This is a genomic window from Cryobacterium flavum (assembly GCF_900103805.1).
GTDB classification, from domain to species: Bacteria; Actinomycetota; Actinomycetes; order Actinomycetales; family Microbacteriaceae; genus Cryobacterium; species Cryobacterium flavum.
The window spans coordinates 138,039-157,807 of sequence record NZ_FNIB01000007.1 but is presented as its reverse complement, the minus strand read 5'-3'; the positions used below and the strand labels follow the sequence as shown (position 1 = coordinate 157,807).

Here is a 19,769-nt window from a genome sequence, read left to right as displayed (position 1 = left end):
CGTGCAGAAACAGGTGGTACACGAAACACAGCACGGGCCCTGATCATGACGCCCGACCCAAGGTCAAGCGGATGCTGTCGCAACGGTGGTGCAGATATGACAGGTACTGCCACCGAATGCGAGAGCCAGTAGAGATCTGATCGAGTTCTCTCAACGCGATAGTAGTCTACGCCCGACGTTCAATCCTTGCGAATTGGCACTTTGGTGCGCAGACCGACGACGATGAAAACGATCGCCGCGATGAACTGAGCCGAGACCCAGCCCTGACCGCTGAGGTCGATGATCACGACCGGGTTCCACAGGATAGCCATCGGAACGAGACCGAGCAGCCAGTACCAGGACCGGGCCTGAATCACGAAGACGCAGATGATGAGCGCCAGAATACTGACCGCGTAGCGAATGATGATGAAACTCTCGCCGTCCAGAAGCGCGAGTCCGGCGAGCAGAACGATGGCGCCCAGCAGGCCAGGCGCGAGAGCCGAGCGAGTGAACGTCGGTGCGGCTGGAGTGCCCATCAGACTCCTCCCCCGCCCCCGCCGCCGCCTCCGCCGCCCGAGAAACCGCCGCCGCCTCCACCGGAGCTCGATGAGCTCGTGGCGCTGCCCGACCAGGACGCCGTCGTGGCGGCCTGGAAGGAGCTGATCGCACCCGCGAAGTACGCCGCCTGGAAAATTCCGGACCCGTAATACCAGTCGGGCTGGGTGTTGCTCTCGGCGTAGTACTGGCTCAGCACGCCGGACCAGTCCTTCTCCTGCCCGAACAGTACGGCCAAGGGCAGCACGCGTTCGTAGAGTTTCACGATCTGTACGGCGGGGGCATCCGCTGTCGCGGTGGCAAGGCCGAGATTTGGCCGACCGTTTTCCGGCCGATAGACGGAACGCACGGCTCCCTCCGGACTCTGCAACACTCGCAGCCGATCGGCTTCGGCGAGACCTATATACAACTTGACGCCCTTCAGATAGTCACGCAGTTCCGCACCACTTTCAGTGAGCGTTCTAAAATTGGCGACCAACGCGATCGTGGCAACGACAGCCACGACGCCCAGCGCGATGATCAGCAGGGGCCAGAACCCGCCCACCACCGTGATGACGGCGCCCAGGCCGGCCACGACGGCGACACCACCGCTGACCACGGCAATCCCCATGAGCACACTGCGCAGGGCGACGTTTTTCTGTTCCCGCAAACCCAAACGCAGAGATTCCGCGTGGCTCGCCGTGCGTTCCTTCGCCAGCGCCTTGCTCAACGAAATGCTCTTCTTCTTCAGGTCACGTTGGTCGCCGGGCTGCAGTCCGGGAAAGAGCTTGCCGAGAATGCGGCTCTCGGTCTCGTCGACGCCGTCGGCGTGCACGAATTCGAGCAGAAAGTGACTCTTCTTGTCGCTGGTCTCGAGAATACGCACGTTGCCACGCACCGCGAAGCTGATGAACTGGGCCGCCATCGCCCTGCTCGAGGCACCGACGATGTCTCCGGAGGTGAGCAGGTTCACCCCTCGCGGCGGAAGATACTCGGCGATGATGGTGAATCGACCACGCGCGTCACGCAATCGGGTGGCGCGTAACAGTGCGGCCAACAGGGCCGTCAGCAACGCCACGATGGCGGCGGCCAGCCCAATGCTGGGGAAGGCGTTGGCGGTGAAGGAATCATCGCGCGGCACAAAGGTACCCGGCTGAAACTCGACATCGATGGTCAGGTTCTCCTGCGGCCCGAGCTCGCGGGTAACCGCGGAGACGGTCGGTTCAGTGTCGGACCCGGTGAAACGGATGCTGTCACAGGGCAACTGAGAATCATCCCGCCCCTGAAAACACCGCAGCTTGCCGCTCAACCGGTCGACGAGCTCCGGATCGAACCGCACCGTTGCGGTGACCAGGCCGAACGGCTGGTCCCATCCGGTGCCGTTTACGTCCCAGTAGAACTCTTCGGTTTCGGCGTTGTCGGGATACAGCGTGACGTTGGATTGCGCGTACGTGATCACGTAGGTCTCTGCACCGTGCACGAATTCGTCGGCGGCACTCGTCACCACGAGAAACTCTTCATCGCGGTCTTCGCTGGTGGTCTCGGTGCCAAACGGTCGGGGCGTGCCGTTCTCGTCGGTGACGCTCTCGATCACGATGTCGGTGGGACGCCCCCGGTAGTGCGTGGGGATGGCGCGCTGAATGCCGTGGTTTTGGTCGACCTCTGGGAAGCGGGCCACGATGGTCTCGACGGTTGTCAGCGTTGACCGGCCGTCAGCGTCCAGGCCAAGGTCGTATTGGGCGTCGAAGGAGTCAAAGCTGAAGTCGTTGACGCCTGCGCCCACCAGGCTGAGCGGAGCGGTGGCGGCCTGCGCTGGCGGCGTCGGGGCGAGCGCGGCTCCCCCGATGACCAGACCCCCGCTAATCAGCGCACCGAGAGTGAGGACGAGTGCGGGGCGAACCGATCTGAGCATGAGTCCACTCTACCGAGCGTGCCAAGCAGGCAGCCGCGCGCTCGTCCCTGGCGGTTCAGGCGTGCTGGATGGGAATCGATGTCGTCGACGGCGGGCGTTCGAACAGCATCTCCAGCCCCGGCTTCAGTTCGGCGAGCCAGGCCGCGTACCCGGCCGGATTCAGGTGCAGGCGGTCGATACCGAGTGCCGGGTCGAGCTCGCCGTCCGGCAGGGCGAGAGCCGGCCAGAGGTCAAGGTATTGCACGTGCTGGGTGGGTGCATACTGCCACACGTGCCGGTTTATTGAGCGGATGGTCTCGGCAAAGTCCCGGTCACGCGGTAAAACAGACTGCACCATTATGCGGGTCTCTGGCAGGGCTCGACGGAGGGTGTGCAGGATGGTCTCGACGTTGCGCACGACGTATTCGTCGGACTTGCGCCAGCCGAGATCGTTGGTACCGACCCCGATCACGATGGCGTCCGGCCGCAACTCAATCACCCGATCAATCTGCGCGATCACCTCATCGGTGGTGTTTCCACTGGCGGCCAAATTGTGCACATCGTGCTCGGGAAACCACTCGTCCCACAGACCGCGCGCGACAAGGCCGTCGCCCAGAAAGGCGAGAGAAACTGACATAGTGGCCTCCTACTCGTAACCATCATGCCCCGAACCAGGCCGAGCCGCCAGAATTCTCAGAGTATACGCACGTTCTACTGGAACCTCAGTTATCCTCAGAGCGAGATACTGCGCCGAGCGGATGCGGCACCTCGGTTTTCCGCTCCACCGCCGCCGTGGCCGTGATGCGGGTGGCCATGCCCTCGAAAATGATGCCGTGGAACGGCAGGATCGCCGCCCAGTACAGCCTCCCGCCGAGGCCGCGGGGAAAGAACACCGCGCGCTGGCGGTAGAGGGAGCCGCCGGCATCCGTTGGTGTCACGCTCATTTCGAGCCAGGCCCGGCCTGGGACGCGCATTTCGGCGCGGAGGCGCAGAAAGCTTCCGTGGTCGATCTGCTCGACCCGCCAGAAATCGAGCACCTCACCGTTATGCAGGTGGTCGGGGTTGCGGCGGCCGCGGCGAAGACCGACCCCGCCGACGGCCTTGTCCATGAGACCGCGAACGGCCCAGGCCAGCGGAAAGGAGTACCAGCCGTTTTCGCCGCCGATGCTCTCGATGACCCGCCACAGTGCTGCGGGGTCGGCCGGGGTGGTCTTCTCGCGCAGGTCGGTGTAAACGGAGTGGCCGGCCCAGTTCGGGTCGCTCGGAAGCGGGTTGCTCGACGCACCCTCGATCGAGGAGTTGCGCCAGCTGGTCTCCACGTCGCCGTCTCGCATGCGGCCGAGGGCCAGACGCACGGCGCGACGATAGCCGGTGAGGCCGCCCTCCGGCTGCGGAATGAACTCGTCGATATCACTCTCGTGCACGACGCAGTCGTATTGCAGCGAGGCGATGATGGGGATGGCGAGGTTGCGTGGAATCGGCGTGACCAGGTTCACCCACTGCGAGGCGAGCCACGGGGTGAGTACCGGCAGAGCCGCGATGGCCCGCTGCTTGAGGCCGGCTTCGAGGGCGTAACCGTTCATCATCTGGCCGTACCGCAAGACGTCCGGACCGCCGATGTCGAAGGTGCGGTTCACCTCGGGCGGCAGGTCGGCCGCGGCCTGCAGGTAGTAGAGCACGTCACGCACGGCGATCGGCTGGATCTTGTTGCGCACCCATTTGGGCGCGGGCATGTAGGGCAGCACGTCGGTCAAGTGGCGGATCATCTCGAACGAGGTGGAACCTGAGCCGATCACGACGCCGGCCTGGAACGCGATGGTGGGCACGCCACTGTCGATCAGGATGCGGCCGACTTCCATCCGGGAGCGCAGGTGGGCCGACAACGTCTGCGTGTCGGGGTGCAGCCCGCCGAGGTAAACGATACGTCCGACGTGGGCGGCGAAGGCCGCCCGGGCGACGTTCTCCGCCGCCGTGTGCTCGGTTTTTTCGAAGTCGCCGGCCGCACCCATCGAATGCACGAGATAGAACAGCACGTCGATATCGACGCACGCGCGCTCAACCGAGGCCAGGTCGCCGAGGTCTCCCTCGACTACCTCGACCTGATCGGCCCAGGGCACATCGCGCAGTTTCGACGGCGTGCGCACGAGCACCCGCACGGTGAAACCGGCGTCGAGAAGTTTGGGAACGAGACGTCCACCGATGTAGCCCGTCGCGCCGGTGACGAGTGCTCTGCGTAAGGTCATGGGCCGCAGCCTATCGCGGCCTGGGACACCCGTTGCACGGTCACAGCGGATGCCCGGGCGGCGGCCAGCGGATACCCGGGCGACAGGCTAGAGGATGGCCTTGGTGTGCCAGACCGTTTTGACTTCGGTGAAGGCGAGGATGCGGGACAGGGCGGGGGCTGCGGCATCCGCTCCCGACTCGGGTGGGAGTACCCGCTTGAGCGTGTCGGCGGCGCTGATCTGCAGCTCCACCCAGTCGAGGTCGCCGGCACCGACGAGGTCGAGCGCGTTGACGTCGGCGTGGCTGGCCAGCCACGGCGCGATTTCGGCCGGCGAACCGGTGACGATGTTGACGACTCCGCCGGGCACATCGCTCGTGGCGAGCACCTCGCCGAGACTGATCCCCGACAGCGGTGCGAGTTCGTTGGCGACGACGACGACGGTGTTACCGGCCACGAGGGCCGGTGCGATGGCGCTGACCAGTCCGAGCAGCGATTCGCCGCCCTGCGGGGCGATGATCGCGACGACGCCGGTCGGTTCGGGCACCGACAGGTTGAAGAACGGACCGGAGACCGGGTTGGCGTTGCCAGCGACCTGCACGTACTTGTCAGCCCAGCCGGCGTACCAGACCCAGCGATCGATGGCCTCGTCGATTTGGGCACTCGCTGCGGCGGCGTTGACGCCCTCGCAGCTCTCGATCTCGTCGATGAACTGCGCCCGGCGGCCCTCGAGCAGTTCGGCGATGCGATACAGCACCTGGCCACGGTTATAGGCCGTGGCACCGGCCCAACCACCGAGGGCGCTGCGGGCGGCAACGACGGCGTCGCGGGCATCCTTGCGGCTCCCCTTCGCGGCGTTTGCGAGAAAGTCGCCTTTGTGCGAGAGCACCTCGTAGACGCGGCCGGATTCGCTGCGCGGAAACTTGCCGCCGATGTAAAGCTTGTATGTCTTGGGAATGGCGAGGCGGTTCACTTGGTGGCCTTCTCTGCGGATGCGGACTTCTTGCTGGCGGATGCGGACTTCTTGCTGGCGGATGCGGACTTCTTGCTGACCGGAGCGTGCTCCGCGGCCGGGATCGACCGCGACCCGGTGCGTACGGCGGGCTTGAGGTACGCAGCGAGGCCGTGGCGGCCGCCCTCGCGGCCGTAGCCGCTCTCCTTGTAGCCACCGAACGGGCTGGACGGGTCGAATTGGTTGAAGGTGTTCGCCCAGATCACGCCGGCGCGCAGCTTGTCGGCGACGGCGAGGATGCGACTGCCCTTGTCGCTCCAGATTCCGGCGGAGAGACCGTACGGGGTATTGTTCGCTTTGGCAATTGCTTCGGCCGGGGTGCGGAAGGTCAGCACGGAGAGCACCGGGCCGAAGATCTCATCGCGCGCGATGCGGTGGCTGGTGGACACGTTGGTGAAGATGGTCGGCGCGAACCAGAAACCGTTCTCGGGAATGACGCAGTCGGTGCTCCAGCGTTCGGCGCCTTCCTGCTGGCCGAGATCGGACAGTTCGCGAATACGGGCGAGCTGTTCTGCACTGTTGATGGCACCGATGTCGGTGTTCTTATCAAGCGGGTCGCCCAGGCGCAATGTCTGCATGCGGCGCTTGAGCCGCTCGATGACGTCGTCGTGGATGCTTTCCTGCACGAGCAGGCGGCTGCCGGCGCAGCAGACGTGACCCTGGTTGAAAAAGATGCCGCGCACGATGCCCTCGACAGCCTGGTCGATCGGGGCGTCGTCGAAGACGATGTTGGCGCCCTTGCCGCCGAGCTCGAGGCTGAGCTTTTTGTCGGTTCCGGCGACGGAACGGGCGATGGCCCGACCGACCGAGGTCGAGCCGGTGAAGGCGACCTTGTTGACGCCTGGGTGGTTGACCAGGGTCTGCCCGGTGCTTCCGTCACCCGTGATGATGTTCACGACGCCGGCGGGCAGGTCGGCCTGCTGCAGAATCTCCGCGAACAGCAGCGCGGTGAGCGAGGTGGTTTCGGCGGGCTTGAGCACGACCGTGTTCCCGGCGGCAAGGGCAGGGGCGATCTTCCAGGCGAGCATCATGAGCGGAAAGTTCCACGGGATGACCTGCGCGGCGACGCCGAGCGAGGCCGGGTTCGGACCGACTCCGGCGTGGTCGAGCTTGTCGGCCCAGCCGGCGTAGTAGAAGAACCAGGCGGCGACCAGGGGAATGTCGACGTCGCGGGTTTCCTTGATCGGTTTGCCGTTGTCGAGGGTCTCAGCGACGGCGAGTTCGCGGGCGCGTTCCTGCACCAGGCGGGCGATGCGAAACAGGTACTTGCCCCGGTCGCTGCCGGAGAGGCGGGACCAGACGCCATCGTAGGCGTGACGGGCGGCCGCGACTGCGGCGTCGACATCCGCTTCGTTGGCGGTGGCGATCATGGCGATCTGCTGCTCGGTAGCCGGGTTGATGGTTTGGAACGGAGTTCCGCGACCGGCCGTGAAATCGCCGTTGATGAAGAGGCCGTAGTCGCTTTTGAGGTTCAGCAGGGCCTGCGACTCTGGGGCCGGGGCGTAGTCAAGAAATTTCATGGTTGTTCCCTAATCGATCGTCACGTAGTCGGGGCCGGAGTAGTGCCCGGTCGTCATCTTTTGGCGCTGCAGCAGCACGTCGTTGAGCAGGCTGGAAGCCCCGAAGCGAAACAGGTGCGGCGTGAGCCAGTCCTCTCCCACGGTTTCGGCGACCGTCACGAGGTATTTGATGGCGTCCTTCGACGTACGGATGCCGCCGGCCGGTTTCACGCCGATCTGCACCCCGGTGAGGCGGTACCAGTCGCGCACGACCTCGAGCATCGACAGCGTCACGGGCAGCGTCGCGGCCGGGGCCACCTTGCCGGTGGAGGTCTTGATGAAGTCACCGCCGGCCAGAATGGCCAGCCAAGAGGCGCGGCGCACGTTGTCGTAGGTGTTCAGTTCGCCGGTCTCGAGAATCACCTTGAGGTGAGCCATCGAACCGTCGACCCGACGGCAGGCGTCTTTCACGGCGACGATCTCGTCGTAGACCTGGCCGAACCGGCCGGCCAGAAAAGCACCACGGTCGATGACCATGTCGATTTCGTCGGCGCCGGCCGCGACCGAGTCGCGCACGTCGGCGAGCTTGATCGCCAGGGAGGCGCGGCCGCTCGGAAAAGCGGTGGCGACGGCGGCCACGTTGACTCCCTCCGTGCCGCCGGCGGCATGGGCGGAGCCGAGCGCGTTGACGGCGGTACCGACCATGTCGCCGTAGACGCAGACCGCGGCGACACGGGGGGTACCGGGGTCGCTCGGGTCTGGCACCAGCGCCTTGGCGACGAGCGAGCGCACCTTGCCGGGGGTGTCAGCGCCCTCGAGGGTGGTGAGGTCGATCAGGCCGATGATGGTGTCGATCGCCCAGCGTTTGGAGCTGGTTTTGATCGAGCGGGTGCCGAGGTCGGCGGCGCGAGCTTCGAGGCCGACGGCGTCAATTCCGGGGATTCCGTGCAGGTACCGGCGCAGGTTGGCGTCGGTGGCCTCCCCGCCGATCAGCGCGAGGGCACGCTGTTCCGGCTGGTAGGTAGCCAGGGGGGTGTGAGTCATGGGGTGTCCTTTTCCTGGAGCAGAGCGTTCGCGGTGTCTTCGTCGGTCACCAGCACGGTGCACAGGCCGTTACGCACGACGGCGCGAGCGATGGCGTGCTTGTTGTTTCCGGAGATGACGGCGATGGTGAGCGGGGCGCGGCGCAACTGGTCGATCTGGATGCCGACCGTGCGTTCGTTGAGTTCGGGGTCGACGATGCGGCCGTTGGCATCGATGTACCGGCCGACGACATCGCCGACCGCGCCGCGGGAGACGAGGTCGTCGATCTGCTCCACGGTGAGGTAGCCGCTGTCGACGAGGGCGGAATTCGCATCCGCCTGCCCGGCGCTGAAAACGTAGGCCTGCGCGTTGCGGGCCAGGGCGAGCACCCCTGCGACGGTGCGGTCGGCTTCCATCGCCTGCTTGGTTTCGAGGCGTTCGAAGATGGCGGGGCTCGGCAGCAGAGTGGCCGAACCGTCGGCCTTGTGGGCGATGGTGACGGCAGTGGATGCCGCGGTGCCGGTGCGCTGGTTCAGGCTGACGCCGCCGTTGATCTGCACCACGTTCACCCCCGGAGCCCACCCCTGTTTGAGGTGCAGGGAGACATCGTGCAGGGTTCGACCCCAACTGATGCCGAGGGTGCGCGGAATCGGGCGGAGGCTGGTGAGGTAGTCGGCGGCGGCCTGCGCGGTGCGGGACTGCAGTTCGGCGTCACTCGATACGCCGGCGGAGGAGACCACGATGGCGTCGGTGAGGCCGGTCGATTCGCGGAGGCGGCGTTCGATCGGCAGCCGGCGGGCGCGCGGATGCACGATCTCGATGCGGATGAAACCGTTGGCCTTGGCACTGGCCAGCAACCGGCCGACCTTCCACCGGGTCAGGCGGAGAATCACGCCGATCTCGTCCTGGGTCTGATTCTCTTCGTAGTAAAGCTCGGCGGCGCGGATGGACAGGAGTTCGTCGGTGTCGCTCATGGAAAGATCGCGGTCCAATCGTTTGAACCCAGCCTACGACGGTCCGCGGCACGAATCAACAGCCGTAGGGATTGTTGCTCATCTGAGCAGATGCGCGATCTTCTACGATGAGTGCATGCCCGCCATTGAAGCCTCCACGTACGTTCTCGCCGTCGATGTGGGAGGCACCAAGGTCGAAGCTGCCCTCGTAAATGACCTCGGAGTCGTGCTCGGTACCAGCCGACACCGCGCACCGACCGGGGCGCGCGCGACGAGCGACGAACTGGCATCCGCTGTCAGTGGCGTGGTGCTGCAAACCCTGGCGAGCCTGCCGCCGGAATATCCGTTGGTCGGGGTCGGTATCGGCTGTGCCGGGCCGATCCAGCTGGCGCAGGGGGCGGTGTCACCGTTGAACCTGCCGGTCTGGCGCGAGTATCCGCTCAAGGAGCTGGTGGTCGGCCTCGTTCCCGGCCTGCCGGTGCGCCTGCGCATGGACGGGCTCTGCATCACCCTCGCCGAGCACTGGGTCGGCGCCGGCCAGGGCGTCGACAACCTGATGGGCATGATCGTGTCGACCGGCATCGGCGGCGGCCTGATCCTCGGCGGGGTGACCGCGTCGGGGCCGACCGGAAACGCCGGGCATATCGGCCACATCGAGGTCGGCGGTTTTGGCGACCCCTGCGCCTGCGGTGGAGTGGGCTGCATCGAGGCCATCGCCTCGGGGCCGAAGACCGTCGCCTGGGCACGCAGCCAGGGCTTCACCGGCGAGTCGGGCGAAGACCTCGCGGCAGCCTACGCGGCCGCCGATCCGATCGCGGTCGCCGCCGTTGCACGCAGCGGCGGGGCGCTCGGTCAGGCCATCGCGTCCGCAGCAACTCTGCTCGACCTTGACCTCGTGGCCATCGGCGGCGGCTTCTCCAACGTCACCCCCGACCTGCTCGAGTTCGCCCGCGAGGCGATCAAACGGCGGGTGCAGTTCGCCTATGCCACCCGGGTGCGAGTGGTTCCGTCAGCGCTGTCGGGCGACGGCCCGCTGATCGGTGCTGCGGCACTGATCCACCGAGCCGAACTGGTGCCCTGAGGTCCGTCAGCGTGAGCGTTCCAGATCGTCCTCGAGCATGTGCGGACGACCGATCACGGTACCCGCGATGATGATCGCCAGAGCGGTGGCGAGCAGAAAGCCGAGCGGCCAGGTCCAGCCGCCGCTGAGCTCGTGCAATAGACCGAAAACCAGCGGCCCCAGGGCTCCCAGTGTGTAGCCGACGCTCTGCACAAAGCCGCTGAGAGCCACAGCGCCAGCATGGGTGCGGGTGCGCAGGTTGATCAGCACGAGCGCGAGCGGAAAGAACAACGGCCCCAGGCCCGCAAAGCTGACCCAGAGCCAGGTCAGGGTCTCCGGCGCGAACAGTAGACCGAGATCACCGGCCACGAACAGGAACACTCCGATATAGACAAGCGGCCCGACGTTGGCCATGCGGGCGGTGAGCACCGGAATGATCAGCGCGCACGGTATTCCCATGCCGGCATAGACCGCGAGGAGGGTTCCAGCCTGGGCCGGACTGACCCCCGCAGTATCGACGAGCAATTGCGGCAGCCAGGCGAACATGGCGTAAGCATTGAGCGACGAGGCCGCAAACACCCCGGCGATCGCCCACGCGATCGATGATTTCCAGAGGCGACCGAGAATGGCAGCGTCGGCCTCGTCGACGACCGGGCCGGGGGTTTGCGTGATGCGATGCCGCAGGAGCATGGTGATCCACGGCACCAGAGCCAGCAGGGCCAGCAGCATCCATATGCCGAGCGAGACCCGCCAGCCGGCGGCATCCGCTACCGGAACGGCGATCAGGGGCGGCACGAGGGCGCTCAAGGACACCACGGTGACGTAGACGCTCGTCATGAGCCCGACGCGGTCCGGAAAGTACTTCTTGACCAGTGGCGGCAGGAGCACGTTGCCGATGCCGAGTCCGGCGAAGGCGATGACACTGCCGATGATGAGCATGGTGATCGAGCCGGACAAGCCTCGAGTGAGGTGACCGAGAAGAATCGCGATGAGGGCGAGCACGAGTGGCGCTTCGAGTCCGTGGCGGCGGGTGATCATGGGGGTGAAGATGCCGAACAGCGCGAAGCAGACCGGTGGGAGCATGCCGAGCACCCCGATTGACACCGTGCTCAGGGGGATATCGACGTTGATCTCGGTCACGATCGGCGAGAGCGCTGCGACAGCGTTGCGCAGGTTGGCCGCCACGAAAATGATGCCTAGCAGGGCGAGGCCGCGCCCCGGCCACAGTCGGCGGGAGGAGGCGGTATTCACTCGGTCAGTCTAGGGCTGCGGTCGGCTGCGTTCCCGCTGCACCTCGACGGCCAGATTCTTCAAGTCGTCCCAGCGTTCGGGGGCTACGAGACCGGGCAGCATCAGCGACCACATCTCGGTCAGTCGCTGGTCGATGTCGCCGCGCCTGGTCAGAACGTCCGAGACGACCTGCACGCCGGTGAAACCGGCGGTGAAAAAGCGTGCTGCAGCCGGCACATCGACCGTTGGCGCCACATCCCCGTCGGCGATCCCCCGGCGCAAAAATTCCTCACAGGCGACCATCCAGTCGAGATAGGGAGCCGACACCGGCGTGGAAAAATTGACGGCCTCAATGGTCAGGCGCACCCCGGCGCTGACGATGAGGTCATCGCGCAACTGGCGAGCCAGCTCGTAGGACATGGAGACGAGGGCGCGCAGGCCCGGCACGTTATGGTCGAGCAGCGCTCGGCCGGCACCGACCGATTTCTCGTGCTGGGCATCGATAATGGCCACCGCGAGGGCTTCCTTGGAATCGAAGTGAAAGTACAGGGCCCCCTTGGTTACCCCGGCGGCAGCACTCACCTGCGCGAGGGACGTGCTCCCGTATCCGCGTTGCTCGAAAGCTTCCGCGGCACCGCGAATTATCGCTGCGCGCGTTTCTATTGCTCGTGCTTGTTGTGACATAAAACCCCCAGGAAATTACTCGTGATCCCAGCGTACCGGGGCGAAGTAGCCCCCACGCGATGACCCCGGAGGCCTCCACCATTCTCTGTTTGTGACTGTACAATAAAAATACTATTTGGTATGGTTTCTGACATGGGGGATGTGGGCGATAACGGCTGGGTGGGCATCATTGTGGCGGTGTGTGCCGGCGTGATCGTGCTCACGCTGTCGCTCGTGGCCATGATTCAGATCGGGCGGGCCGCGCACCTGCGCCCCAGCGTTCGTACCAACTGGGTACTGGCGGTCCTGCTCGCCCCGTTGTTCGGCGCGACGGCCTGGTTCGCCGTCGGCAACCGGCTGCGGCTGGACTAACGCGCGTTCGTGCGGCTCAGAATTGCCCGAACCCGCGCGACGTCATCGCGGATTTGCTCGATTAACGGGTCGATGCCCGAATAGGCAACCATGCCGCGAATCCGCTCCACGAACGATACGTCGACGACGTGGTCATAGAGGTCAAGATCCACTTCGTCGAGCACGTACGCTTCGACCTGCTTCGGGGCCACGCCGTCGAAGGTGGGGTTGTTGCCCACCGAGATGGCTGCCGGGTAGCGGGATCCCGCATCGCTCAGCCAGCCGGCGTACACGCCGTCGGCGGGAATCAGGCCGTCGGAATCGGCTGACAGGTTGGCGGTGGGAAAACCGAGCTCGCGGCCCCTGGCGGCACCGTGCACGACGACGCCGCGAACGGTGGGCAGGTGGCCGAGCAGTTCGCCGGCTTCGGTGACCTCGCCGCTGCCGAGCAGCTCGCGGATCCAGGTCGACGACACCCTTCGGGCGCCGTCGGGCTTCAGGTCGTCGATCAGGCGCACTTCGTAGCCGAACTCGGTGCCGAGCTCACGGAGCAGGGCCACGTCGCCCGCGCCCTTCGCCCCGAACCGAAAGTCGCGACCGACCAGCACAAACCGGGCATGCAGCGCGGTGACCAGGATGCGCTCGATGAAGTCACGCGGAGGCAGGCTGGAGAGTGCCTGGTTGAATTCGAGCAGCAGCGTGGCATCAACGCCGGTCTCGGCGATCAGGTTGAGTTTCTGCTCGGCGCTGACCAGCGCGCTCGGGCAGGTGGCCGGCGAAAGCAGGGCGAGCGGATGCCGGTCGAACGTGACGACGACGGTCGCGAGTTGTTCCCGGGCCGCGATGGTCTTGAGTTCGGCGATGACCGCGCGATGCCCGGCGTGCACACCATCGAACTTGCCGATGCTCACGGCCGACTTGGGCCAGTCGATCGGCACCGAGTCGACACCATAAAGGATTTTCATGAGCGTCCCTCGGCCAACGCGACCGGGTGACGTCGAAGCCACCACATGCCCAGTAGCGGGAGTACCAGCGGAATGAAGACATAGCCGCTGCCGTAGACCGACCACACGGTGGCATGCTGGAACAGCGCCGGGTCGACCAGGCTCAGCGTTCCCACGACGAGAACTCCGAGCAGTTCGAAGCTGATCGTGGTCCAGGCGATGCGATACCAGAGGGCGCTGCGTTTGATCAGGGCGATCGTGGCCACAATGTAGACGACGGCAGCGAGAGCCGACAGTGTGTAGGCGAGCGGCGCTTCATCGTAAGCCCGCACGATCTGCACGAACGAACGCCCGGTGGCCGCGAGGGCCAGCACGCCGTAGACAGCAATCAAGAGTCGACCGATGCCGCTCACTCGGCTGGAGGGGGCTGGCGTTCCGGTGTCTGATTGTGTCATTGCTCGGCATTCATCTGGTTCTGTAATTATTGCAGCATCGGAGCGAACCTGGAACCGCTTAGCTGCCCTGCACGTTCCAGATCTGGTTCATGCGGTACAGCATGACGGCGACCGACAGGCAGGTGACGCCGAGGATCACCGTGCTCCAGCGGCTGCGTTCGACCAGTGCCCAGAATCCGGCCGCGACCGGCAGCAGGATGGCGCTGATTAGGTAGGTGTAGAACTCGAGCAGGCTGCCGGTGGCCGTGTTGCCGGCCAGCGGCGCCGCGATCGCGGCCGCGAGCTGCACGATCAGCAAGAGTTCGACGAGTGCTGTCGCGCCCATGGTGAGGTCGGTGGGTTTGCGCCCGAACAGGCCCAGGACGACACAGAGCACGCCGCCGGGCACGGCGATGGCCAGTTGCAGCCAGGTGAACCATTCGATCATGGGGTGGGTGTCGATTCGCTCGGTTCATCGGGTGGAAAGTTCAGCAGAGACTTGGCCTGGTCGCCGCGGTATTCGACCAGTCCGACCAGGCGGCCGTCGGGAGCGATGGCAGCGACCGGTCCGGTGCGGGTGGCATCCGGCTCGACCGTGATGCGTTTGCCATGGCCAAGGTCGACGGCCTGCTCGCGGGTCAGCGTGAGGCTCGGGAGCAGCCGGGTGGCGGCATCCGCTGGCGAAATGAGTTGGGCGGCGACGTCGACTTGTTCGAGGGTCGCCGCTTTCTCGATGCGGAACGGGCCGATCCGGGTGCGGCGCAGCGCGGTGAGGTGCCCACCGACGCCGAGCGAGCGCCCGAGGTCGCGGGCGAGGGCTCGAATGTAGGTGCCGGAGGCGCACTCTACGCGCACCTCGAGGTCAAGAAATCCGTCGCGGCGGGTGCTGGAGAGCAGTTCGAATTCGCTCACCGTCACCGGCCGGGACGGCAGCTGCACGTCTTCACCGGCACGCACCCGGGCGTAGGCACGCTTACCGTCGACCTTGATGGCGCTGACCGCGCTCGGCTGCTGGCTGATGTCGCCCGTGAGGTCCTTTATGCCGGCAGCGACGGCCGCGGGGGTGATACCGGCGACCTGCTCGGCGGTGGCGCGGGTGAGGCAGTCGCCCTCCGCGTCGTCCGTTGTGGTGGACTGGCCGAGGCGGATGGTGGCAAGGTATTCCTTGTCGAGGCCGACGACGTAGCTGAGCAGCCGGGTCGAGCTGTTGATGCCGAGTACGAGCAGCCCGGTAGCCATGGGGTCGAGGGTGCCGGCGTGGCCGACCTTGCGGGTTCCGGCCAGACGCCGGGTTCGGGCGACAGCGTCATGGCTGGTCCAGCCCTGCGCCTTGTCAATGAGTAGAAGGCCGCTGGTCACTTCCTGAGGGTACCAGCGTGCGACTGGGGCCGCGGTGCGAATCGGCTAATGAGCCGTAGTATATGAGCCGTGAGAATCTCGGTGATCGGTGCTGGCGCCCTGGGGAGTACGTTCGCCTGCCTGCTCGCGGCCGAAGGGCATGATCTGGTGGTCACTGCCCGCGGGGCGGCGCTGCCGGCTCTGCTGTCCGAGGGCATCCGCTTGACCGGGGGCTTCGGCGATCGGCTCGCGCGGCCGCTCGCGGTTGAACGGCTGACGGAACCGTGCGATCTGGCGCTGATCTGTACCAAGGCGCAGGATGCCGCGGCGGCAATTGCCGAGAACTCCGCCGTGCTCGACGGCACGCCGGTGATCGTCGTGCAGAATGGGCTCGACGGGGTCATGACAGCGCGCAGGCTGCTGCCGCGGTCGGACTGCTTTGGGCTGATCACGATCATTGCCGCGCACTATGAGGGGCCGGGCCGGGTGCGGGTAACCACGGCCGCCCAGAGCTATCTCGGCCGCGGCGATGGCAGAGCGGATGCGGCCACCTTGCGCTGGCAAGCGCTGCTGGACGCCGCCGTGCCCACCCTGGCCCTGGATAATTTCGTTGGTGCGCAGTGGACCAAGCTCGTTGTCAACATGCTCAACGCCCTGCCGGCCATCACCGGGATGAGCGTGCAGGACGTGATCGGTCAGGCCGGCCTTCGCCAGCTCATGACCTGGAGCATGCGCGAAACCGTGCGGGTCGGCCGAGCCAGCGGAGTGCGGTTTGGCTCGTTGCAGGGGCTTTCGCAGTGGCGCCTGCGTCTCTTTGCCCTCGCGCCGGTCTGGGCCGGGCAGGTGCTGCCACTCTCGATGCGCACCCGCATGGGCACTGTGCCAAACCAGGGTTCGACCCTGCAGAGTCTCGCGCGCGGTCAGCGCACCGAGATTGATTTTCTGAACGGCGCCGTGGTGCGGGCCGCGGCGGGGGCCCGCACCACGGCGCCGGTGAACGCGCGACTCACCGAGCTGGTGCACGAGGTCGAGCAGAGCGGTGTCTTTCTTACGCCGGCCGAAGTACGGGGCCGGTTTCGCTAGCAGCGGTCGGTCAGCACGCGGCGCGGGGCCTGCGGGTTGGTCTCGTCGACCACGGCCGACACGATATCGCGTGGGTGCACCTCAGCGAGGTAGCGCGTTTGGGGCTCGCTGCCCCGTTCGCCCTCCAGCAGCACGCTGAACAGCCAGAGCCCGTGCAGTTCGGGGCGGTTGATGTAGTCGCCGTCGATGATCAGCGTGGCATCGGCGGGCGCGGTCTGCCAGGTCGGCTGAATCCAGGCGTCGCGGTCGGGGTCGAATTCCTCGGTGACGAAGCCGGTACTGCCGCCCATCCGAAACGGTTCAACCAGTACCCGGCGGAGTGCGGAGTAATCGTAGCCGACTCGGTAGAGCCGGTCTGGTGTGTCGGGTGCCAGGCGCTCTTGTTCGGCGCGGGAGTGCTGAAAGTAGCGCAGGCTGGCCCGAAACACGTGCCGCTCCTGTTCACGAAAGACCGCGGCGAGGTCGTCGGCGAAAGTGGCGCGAGCGGCGGCATCCGTTCCGTCGATGGCGATGATCGTGCGGCCTCGACCGTAGTTGTGCAGAATCTCGGCGGCGAGGGTGCGCAGAAAGTCGATGCGCGGTGTGGAAACCAGCTTCATGAATCGAGCCTAGGTTAGAACGGATGAACGTCACACCCTCTCCGCAGACCAATGCGGCCTCTGTCAGCGCCACGCTCAACGCCTGGTTCACCGAGAACGCCCGCGACCTGCCGTGGCGCCGCGACGGCTTCGGGGCCTGGGGCATTCTGGTGAGCGAGTTCATGCTGCAGCAGACGCCGGTGAACCGGGTCATTCCCCGGCTGGAAGAGTGGCTGGCACGCTGGCCCACACCCGCTTCTCTGGCCGCGGTTCCGCCGAGCGAGGCGGTACGGGCCTGGTCCAGCCTCGGCTACCCGAGGCGCGCGCTGTGGCTGCACGCCGCGGCGGTGCAGATCACCGAGCTGCACGGGGGCGTCGTACCGTCCGACCTTGACGATCTGCTGGCCCTGACCGGCATTGGGGATTACACCGCGCGGGCGGTGGCGACGTTTGCGTATGGCTATCGGCATCCGGTCGTGGATACCAACACGCGGCGGGTGATCGCCCGGGCGATTGCCGGCGCCGGCGAACCCTCCCCGCCCAGCCGAGGCCGCGACCTCGAGTCGATGGGCAAGTTGCTGCCGCAGAGTGCCCAGGAGGCGGCCCTGTTCAACGCCGCGATCATGGAACTCGGTGCGGTGGTGTGCACCAGCCGCAGCCCACACTGCGATGTATGCCCGATTCGGAATGTGTGCGCGTGGCGGGCCGCTGACTACCCGGAATACACCGGCACCCGCAAGGCCGGGCAGAAGAAGTTCGAGGGCAGCGACCGGCAGGTGCGCGGCCTGATCATGGCCGAACTGCGGTCCACCCACCGTTCGGTGACGGATGCCGAGCTCGACACACTCTGGCCGGATTCAGTCCAGTTGCGGCGCGCGCTGGCCAGCCTCCTGGCCGACGGCCTGGCCATGCGGGCGCAGGGCGGCTACACCCTGCCGGTGTGAGCGCATCGCTTACGATTGACCGGTGACCGTTACTACTTCTTCAACCGCCGATGCCCAGTACTCAGCGCTACTGCGCGACACCCTCGCGAACGGTGCCCGCAAGGCCGACCGCACCGGAACCGGCACCCGCAGCGTGTTCGGCCGTCAGCTGCGCTTCGACCTGGCCGCAGGCTTTCCGCTTGTGACTACGAAACGGGTGCACTTCGCGTCGATCGCCTACGAGCTGCTCTGGTTTCTGCGCGGCGACTCCAACGTCACCTGGCTGCAGGAGAAGGGTGTGCGCATCTGGAACGAGTGGGCCGACGAGAACGGCGAGCTCGGCCCGGTCTACGGGGTACAGTGGCGGTCCTGGCCCACCCCGGGCGGTGAGACCATCGACCAGATCAGCCAGGTGCTCGACACCCTGCACACCGATCCGGATTCACGGCGCATGATCGTCTCGGCCTGGAACGTGGCCGACCTGCCGAAAATGGCCCTCGCTCCCTGCCATGCCCTGTTCCAGTTCTACGTGGCCGACGGCAAGCTGTCCTGCCAGCTGTATCAGCGCAGCGCCGATCTGTTTCTCGGCGTGCCGTTCAACATTGCCAGTTACGCCCTGCTCACCCAGCTCGTCGCCGAGCAGGCCGGCCTCGAACTCGGTGAATTCGTCTGGACCGGCGGGGACTGCCACATCTACGACAACCACGTCGAGCAGGTCACGGAGCAGCTCTCGCGCGCTGCGTTCCCCTCCCCCACGCTGCGCATCAAGCCGGGCCGCGCGAGCCTGTTCGACTACGAGTACGACGACCTCGTGCTGGAGAACTACCAGCACCATCCCGCCATCCGCGGCGCGGTGGCGGTATGACCCTTGGCCTGATCTGGGCGCAGACGCTCGGCGGCGTCATCGGGGCGGATGGGGTCATGCCCTGGCACCTGCCGGAGGACCTCGCCCATTTTCGTGCCGTCACGAGTGGCAGCGCCGTCATCATGGGCCGGCGCACCTGGGATTCCCTCCCCGAACGATTCCGCCCCCTTCCGGGCCGAAAGAACGTGGTGATCACCAGGCAGCGCGGCTGGGCCGCGGCGGGGGCATCCGTTGCCCACACCCTGGAAGACGCTCTCGCCCTCACCGAGGGTGACCTGTGGGTGATCGGCGGCGCTGAAATCTATGGGCTCGCTCTGCCCTACGCCGACGTGCTCGAGGTGACCGAGATCGATGCCTCCATTGCCGGCGACACCTACGCCCCCGCCATCACGGCCGCCTGGACCCGCGTGACCGCAAACCCGCCAAGCGGATGGCTAAGCGCGACCACGGCACTCCCGTACCGTTTCGCGCGTTACGAGCGCACCCCCGCACCCGTCCCGGCCCCGACGTCCTAGCCCACCGCAGCCGCCGGGAGTGCACCCCTCAACGCGGACGGGGCCCAGGCCCCGTCCGAGGGCCCAGTTTATAAACTGGGCCCGGGGACGGGGCCTGGGCCCCGTTCAGTGTGCTGGTGGTGCTAGTGCTTCGCGCTGCTCGCGGCGTCAGACTCATCGTCATCAGAGTCGTCGTCGAGGTCGTACTCGCGTGGCTTCTTGTACGGGTCGGCGTCGCCGGCGTACGTGGCCGTGCCCTTGCTGTCCTCGGTCGCACTGTCGCGGTCGTGCGCTTCGCGCAACAGATCGTCGATGAGCGCCGCGTTCTCCGGGATACCATCCGCGATGAACTCGATCGACGGTGTCAGCCGCGCGGTGATGTTCTTTCCCACTTCGCTGCGCATCAGCCCGGTCGCAGCCTTCAACGCCGCTGCGCTGTCGGTACGCTCCTCGATCGAGCCGTACACGGTGTAGAACACCGATGCGTGCTGCAGATCGCCCGTGACCTTCACGTCTGTGATGGTCACGAACCCGAGCCTCGGGTCGCGAAGTCCCCGCTCCAGCCGCTTGGCGATGATGACCTTAATGCGGTCCGCCATCTTTCTGGCGCGTTCCGGATCTGCCATGACTTACTCCTTGTTAGCCGGCACCGAAGCGCCAGGTACTTCCGTTTTTTCACCGTATTAAACGGATG

Annotated in this window: 22 protein-coding genes; 6 read left to right on the top strand and 16 right to left on the bottom strand. The window is 66.1% G+C overall.

Annotated elements, in window-relative coordinates; all coding sequences use genetic code 11:
- Positions 1-179: 179 nt before the first annotated feature.
- The 8 genes from BLS91_RS11875 to BLS91_RS11840 form a co-directional block, all read right to left on the bottom strand.
- Complete coding sequence (locus BLS91_RS11875) at positions 180-515, bottom strand: DUF6804 family protein (protein WP_233197329.1); 336 nt, start codon at positions 513-515, stop codon at positions 180-182.
- A complete protein-coding gene (locus BLS91_RS19945) occupies positions 515-2,425 on the bottom strand; it encodes a DUF2207 family protein (RefSeq protein ID WP_092340952.1) in 1,911 nt (636 codons plus the stop codon). The genes BLS91_RS11875 and BLS91_RS19945 overlap by 1 nt, the downstream gene beginning before the upstream one ends.
- A gap of 55 nt (positions 2,426-2,480) precedes the next feature.
- Positions 2,481-3,041 (bottom strand): GDSL-type esterase/lipase family protein, encoded by a 561-nt coding sequence (locus BLS91_RS11865; RefSeq protein WP_092340951.1) that lies wholly within the window; start codon positions 3,039-3,041, stop codon positions 2,481-2,483.
- Between the two features lie 85 nt (positions 3,042-3,126).
- Positions 3,127-4,647, bottom strand: coding sequence for an SDR family oxidoreductase (locus tag BLS91_RS11860; protein WP_092340950.1), 1,521 nt, complete (start codon positions 4,645-4,647; stop codon positions 3,127-3,129).
- 87 nt (positions 4,648-4,734) lie between these two features.
- Entirely contained in the window at positions 4,735-5,598 is an 864-nt protein-coding gene (locus BLS91_RS11855; RefSeq protein WP_092340949.1) for an aldehyde dehydrogenase family protein, read from the bottom strand.
- Positions 5,595-7,157, bottom strand: coding sequence for an aldehyde dehydrogenase family protein (locus tag BLS91_RS11850; RefSeq protein WP_092340947.1), 1,563 nt, complete (start codon positions 7,155-7,157; stop codon positions 5,595-5,597). The genes BLS91_RS11855 and BLS91_RS11850 overlap by 4 nt, the downstream gene beginning before the upstream one ends.
- Before the next feature lie 9 nt (positions 7,158-7,166).
- Entirely contained in the window at positions 7,167-8,180 is a 1,014-nt protein-coding gene (gene deoC, locus BLS91_RS11845) for a deoxyribose-phosphate aldolase (RefSeq protein ID WP_092340945.1), read from the bottom strand.
- Entirely contained in the window at positions 8,177-9,133 is a 957-nt protein-coding gene (locus BLS91_RS11840; RefSeq protein WP_092340944.1) for a sugar-binding transcriptional regulator, read from the bottom strand. The genes deoC and BLS91_RS11840 overlap by 4 nt, the downstream gene beginning before the upstream one ends.
- 115 nt (positions 9,134-9,248) lie before the next feature.
- On the opposite strand from BLS91_RS11840, the gene BLS91_RS11835 reads away from it, so the two are divergent.
- A complete protein-coding gene (locus BLS91_RS11835) occupies positions 9,249-10,193 on the top strand; it encodes an ROK family protein (protein ID WP_092340943.1) in 945 nt (314 codons plus the stop codon).
- 6 nt (positions 10,194-10,199) lie between these two features.
- On the opposite strand, the gene BLS91_RS11830 is transcribed toward BLS91_RS11835, so the two are convergent.
- Both BLS91_RS11830 and BLS91_RS11825 read right to left on the bottom strand, forming a co-directional pair.
- Positions 10,200-11,423 carry an MFS transporter gene (locus BLS91_RS11830; protein WP_092340941.1) on the bottom strand — a complete coding sequence of 408 codons (1,224 nt, stop codon included), beginning with the start codon at positions 11,421-11,423 and terminating at the stop codon, positions 10,200-10,202.
- A gap of 9 nt (positions 11,424-11,432) precedes the next feature.
- The gene (locus BLS91_RS11825) at positions 11,433-12,086 is read right to left on the bottom strand and encodes a ScbR family autoregulator-binding transcription factor (RefSeq protein ID WP_092340939.1); all 654 of its coding nucleotides are present in this window, start codon (positions 12,084-12,086) and stop codon (positions 11,433-11,435) included.
- A gap of 120 nt (positions 12,087-12,206) precedes the next feature.
- Here BLS91_RS11825 and BLS91_RS11820 point away from each other — a divergent pair, with 120 nt between their 5' ends.
- Positions 12,207-12,437 carry a PLDc N-terminal domain-containing protein gene (locus BLS91_RS11820; RefSeq protein ID WP_134343594.1) on the top strand — a complete coding sequence of 77 codons (231 nt, stop codon included), beginning with the start codon at positions 12,207-12,209 and terminating at the stop codon, positions 12,435-12,437.
- On the opposite strand, the gene BLS91_RS11815 is transcribed toward BLS91_RS11820, so the two are convergent.
- From BLS91_RS11815 to truB, 4 genes are read right to left on the bottom strand one after another with little or no spacing between them, the layout of a single operon-like run.
- Complete coding sequence (locus BLS91_RS11815) at positions 12,434-13,381, bottom strand: bifunctional riboflavin kinase/FAD synthetase (RefSeq protein WP_092340936.1); 948 nt, start codon at positions 13,379-13,381, stop codon at positions 12,434-12,436. The genes BLS91_RS11820 and BLS91_RS11815 overlap by 4 nt on opposite strands.
- The gene (locus tag BLS91_RS11810) at positions 13,378-13,815 is read right to left on the bottom strand and encodes a hypothetical protein (protein WP_092340935.1); all 438 of its coding nucleotides are present in this window, start codon (positions 13,813-13,815) and stop codon (positions 13,378-13,380) included. Before BLS91_RS11810 ends, BLS91_RS11815 begins: the two co-directional genes overlap by 4 nt.
- Positions 13,816-13,873: 58 nt before the next feature.
- A complete protein-coding gene (locus tag BLS91_RS11805) occupies positions 13,874-14,242 on the bottom strand; it encodes a hypothetical protein (RefSeq protein WP_092340934.1) in 369 nt (122 codons plus the stop codon).
- The gene (truB, locus tag BLS91_RS11800) at positions 14,239-15,153 is read right to left on the bottom strand and encodes a tRNA pseudouridine(55) synthase TruB (RefSeq protein ID WP_092340933.1); all 915 of its coding nucleotides are present in this window, start codon (positions 15,151-15,153) and stop codon (positions 14,239-14,241) included. Before truB ends, BLS91_RS11805 begins: the two co-directional genes overlap by 4 nt.
- Before the next feature lie 69 nt (positions 15,154-15,222).
- On the opposite strand from truB, the gene BLS91_RS11795 reads away from it, so the two are divergent.
- The gene (locus tag BLS91_RS11795) at positions 15,223-16,215 is read left to right on the top strand and encodes a ketopantoate reductase family protein (RefSeq protein ID WP_092340931.1); all 993 of its coding nucleotides are present in this window, start codon (positions 15,223-15,225) and stop codon (positions 16,213-16,215) included.
- On the opposite strand, the gene BLS91_RS11790 is transcribed toward BLS91_RS11795, so the two are convergent.
- Positions 16,212-16,814, bottom strand: a complete 603-nt coding sequence (locus BLS91_RS11790) for a nucleoside/nucleotide kinase family protein (RefSeq protein ID WP_092340930.1) — start codon at positions 16,812-16,814, stop codon at positions 16,212-16,214. The two genes, BLS91_RS11795 and BLS91_RS11790, sit on opposite strands and share 4 nt — an antisense overlap.
- A 23-nt stretch (positions 16,815-16,837) precedes the next feature.
- Between BLS91_RS11790 and BLS91_RS11785 the strand changes: the two genes are divergently transcribed.
- Genes BLS91_RS11785 through BLS91_RS11775 form a run of 3 tightly spaced genes read left to right on the top strand, consistent with a single transcriptional unit; the run spans position 16,838 to position 19,096 of the window.
- Positions 16,838-17,737 carry an HhH-GPD family protein gene (locus BLS91_RS11785; RefSeq protein ID WP_092340929.1) on the top strand — a complete coding sequence of 300 codons (900 nt, stop codon included), beginning with the start codon at positions 16,838-16,840 and terminating at the stop codon, positions 17,735-17,737.
- Between the two features lie 22 nt (positions 17,738-17,759).
- On the top strand, positions 17,760-18,581 hold the full coding sequence (locus BLS91_RS11780) for a thymidylate synthase (RefSeq protein WP_092340928.1): 822 nt from the start codon (positions 17,760-17,762) through the stop codon (positions 18,579-18,581).
- The gene (locus BLS91_RS11775) at positions 18,578-19,096 is read left to right on the top strand and encodes a dihydrofolate reductase (RefSeq protein WP_092340927.1); all 519 of its coding nucleotides are present in this window, start codon (positions 18,578-18,580) and stop codon (positions 19,094-19,096) included. Before BLS91_RS11780 ends, BLS91_RS11775 begins: the two co-directional genes overlap by 4 nt.
- 122 nt (positions 19,097-19,218) lie before the next feature.
- On the opposite strand, the gene rbfA is transcribed toward BLS91_RS11775, so the two are convergent.
- Positions 19,219-19,701, bottom strand: a complete 483-nt coding sequence (rbfA, locus tag BLS91_RS11770; protein ID WP_092340926.1) for a 30S ribosome-binding factor RbfA — start codon at positions 19,699-19,701, stop codon at positions 19,219-19,221.
- Positions 19,702-19,769: the final 68 nt, after the last annotated feature.